General features: G+C 24.5%; 6 protein-coding genes. All 6 read left to right on the plus strand.

Translation table 11 applies throughout. From position 1 onward, the window contains the following. The first annotated feature begins 139 nt into the window (after positions 1 to 139). The 6 genes from BBA70_RS03900 to BBA70_RS00845 all read left to right on the plus strand — a co-directional run bounded on the left by BBA70_RS03900 (position 140) and on the right by BBA70_RS00845 (position 1,634). Positions 140 to 199, plus strand: a complete 60-nt coding sequence (locus tag BBA70_RS03900; protein WP_425312269.1) for a hypothetical protein — start codon at positions 140 to 142, stop codon at positions 197 to 199. Then, positions 180 to 365: a DUF2963 domain-containing protein gene (locus BBA70_RS00830; protein WP_252861467.1), complete on the plus strand. Its 186-nt coding sequence runs from the start codon at positions 180 to 182 to the stop codon at positions 363 to 365. Before BBA70_RS03900 ends, BBA70_RS00830 begins: the two co-directional genes overlap by 20 nt. 5 nt (positions 366 to 370) lie before the next feature. Beyond that, positions 371 to 460, plus strand: coding sequence for a DUF2963 domain-containing protein (locus BBA70_RS03905; RefSeq protein WP_425312270.1), 90 nt, complete (start codon positions 371 to 373; stop codon positions 458 to 460). 68 nt (positions 461 to 528) lie between these two features. After that, on the plus strand, positions 529 to 756 hold the full coding sequence (locus tag BBA70_RS00835) for a hypothetical protein (protein WP_252861468.1): 228 nt from the start codon (positions 529 to 531) through the stop codon (positions 754 to 756). Between the two features lie 21 nt (positions 757 to 777). After that, a complete protein-coding gene (locus BBA70_RS00840; protein ID WP_011412954.1) occupies positions 778 to 1,092 on the plus strand; it encodes a single-stranded DNA-binding protein in 315 nt (104 codons plus the stop codon). 50 nt (positions 1,093 to 1,142) lie between these two features. Next, the gene (locus tag BBA70_RS00845) at positions 1,143 to 1,634 is read left to right on the plus strand and encodes a hypothetical protein (RefSeq protein ID WP_252861469.1); all 492 of its coding nucleotides are present in this window, start codon (positions 1,143 to 1,145) and stop codon (positions 1,632 to 1,634) included. Positions 1,635 to 2,216 lie beyond the last annotated feature (582 nt).

The following is a 2,216-nucleotide window of genomic DNA, read 5'->3' on the forward strand; positions in this document are numbered from 1 at the left end:
TTGATGCATTAATTACAACTAAAAACGTTATTTTTTTGCCGAATACTAAAATAATAAAACAAATTAAATTTTATAATTCTCAAACTAATAAATTAATTAATTACAAGCATTTTATGAAGATGGTAAAACATTATATTATATTAAAGAATATAATCCTCAAACAGGTTTTTCATTAAAAGATGAAATATATTATATATGATGGTAAAATAATAAAACAAATTAAGGAATATAATGAAAATGGTAAATTAATTAAACTAACTAATTTTCATGACGATGGTAAAAAAATAGATATGATGCAAGAATACGATCCTCAAACAGGTTTTTTAAAATCATCAACTTATTATCAAATTGACGGAAAAAAATAAGTAATATTGGTGAATACGATCCTCAAACAGGTTATAAAACAAAAACAACTTGGTATAACAAAGACGGAACTGTTAAAAAGATTACAGATTATTAATCATGAATAAAAAAAGAAAAATTATATTAAAGATTTGGATTATATTTATATCAATTCTTATTTTAATCATGTTATTTCTTTTAGGTTTAAAATTACCTAAATTACTTAAATCAAAACAACAACAAGATAATAATGAATATCAATATCAAACCGAATTTGATGATGAAAATAAATTAGTTAAAGATATAGCAGTTGTAACTCTCACAACTGGCGCAGTTGTAATTGGTTGTCTAGTTCTAGCTCCTATTTTTGCATCTGTAGGTCCAATTGCAGCTCCTGTTGCTTTATTACTTTAATATTAAGAAAGGAGAAATCAAATGTTAAATAAAGTTCAATTAATCGGTAATATCACCCATGACTTAGAGCCAACACATATTAATACTAATGAGGGTCAAATATCTAAATTAGATTTCCAAATAGCTGTAAATAATAAAGATAAAACTCAATTCATTCCATGTGTTATTTTTAGAAACCAAGCTGAAAATATGAGTATGTATTTACATAAAGGTTCAAAAGTATATTTAGAAGGAACGTTGTCAATTGAAAAATATACCAATAACGAAGGCGAAAATAAAACTGCTACTAAAGTAATAGTTCAAAAAGTTATTTTTTTAGATAATAAAGATAAATAAAATAAAGGCCCCTATTAAATTAGGGGCTTTAGATAGAAAGTAGTATATCAATGAAAAAAACTAAGTTTAGATTAAGAACAAAAGACATCTTTTTAACTTATTCAAAATGTCCTTTAGGTAAAGATAAAATTCATAATTATATAAAAGAAATAATGATATCTAAAAAACAAGAAATTTCATATATCATTTCTAATACTGAAAACCATCAAGACCATAAAGAAATACATACTCATGTTCTTTTTCAATTAACTAAACGTTTTAATATTCAAAGTGATAGATTCTTTGACATTGAAGGTTTCCATCCTAGAATTGAAACTGCTCGTAATATAGAAAAATCAATTTCTTATATAAAAAAAGATGGCGACTTCATTGAAGAAGGCACCCCTAAAGATAAAAAATATATTCGTCAAAATCAAAAAGAAGAACGTAAACAATTAATATATGATGAAATAGACAGATTAATAGAAAAATATTATCATGATGATAAATTAACTTTAAATCAAATTAAAAAATCTCTTAATGATTTCATATTAAAATTCTAGACCGTGATTTTTATTACGAAAAAATAGATTTTGTAGAACAAGTTTTAAATAAAAAATTCACTAAAAAAAAGAAGAGTTAGAAGATGAAGAAGAATTTTCCAAACCTGATTATTCTTTCAATTCATTCAAATCTAACTCTAAAACTAATGAGATAATTGCTGCTATTCAAACTCAATTATCAGTGCAATCATTAGGCAAACGACCTAAATCCATTGTGATTGAAGGACCTAGTAGACTCGGTAAAACCGAGTTTATATTAAGTTATCTAACTCACATAAACCTTCACTATAATTATACCAGAGGTGAGTTTAATTTTAGCAAACAAAGTCATAAAAACGCTTATAAAATCAATATTTTTGATGACATAAGTCTTACTAAAATTAGAAAAGAAGGTTTGATAAAAGAATTATAGGTGGTCAAAAAGGATTTAGTTATAATGTCAAATATGCTCCTAAAAGAAATATATCTGGAAAGAAATTAAGTATCTTTTTAGTTAATCCTGATATTTCATTTGAAAATTATTGTGAATGGTCTCGTAATAACGGTCATAAGTTTCATGAATATATAGAAGATAATTGTAGT

Source organism: New Jersey aster yellows phytoplasma, from assembly GCF_002554195.1.
Lineage (GTDB): Bacteria > Bacillota_I > Bacilli_A > Acholeplasmatales > Acholeplasmataceae > Phytoplasma.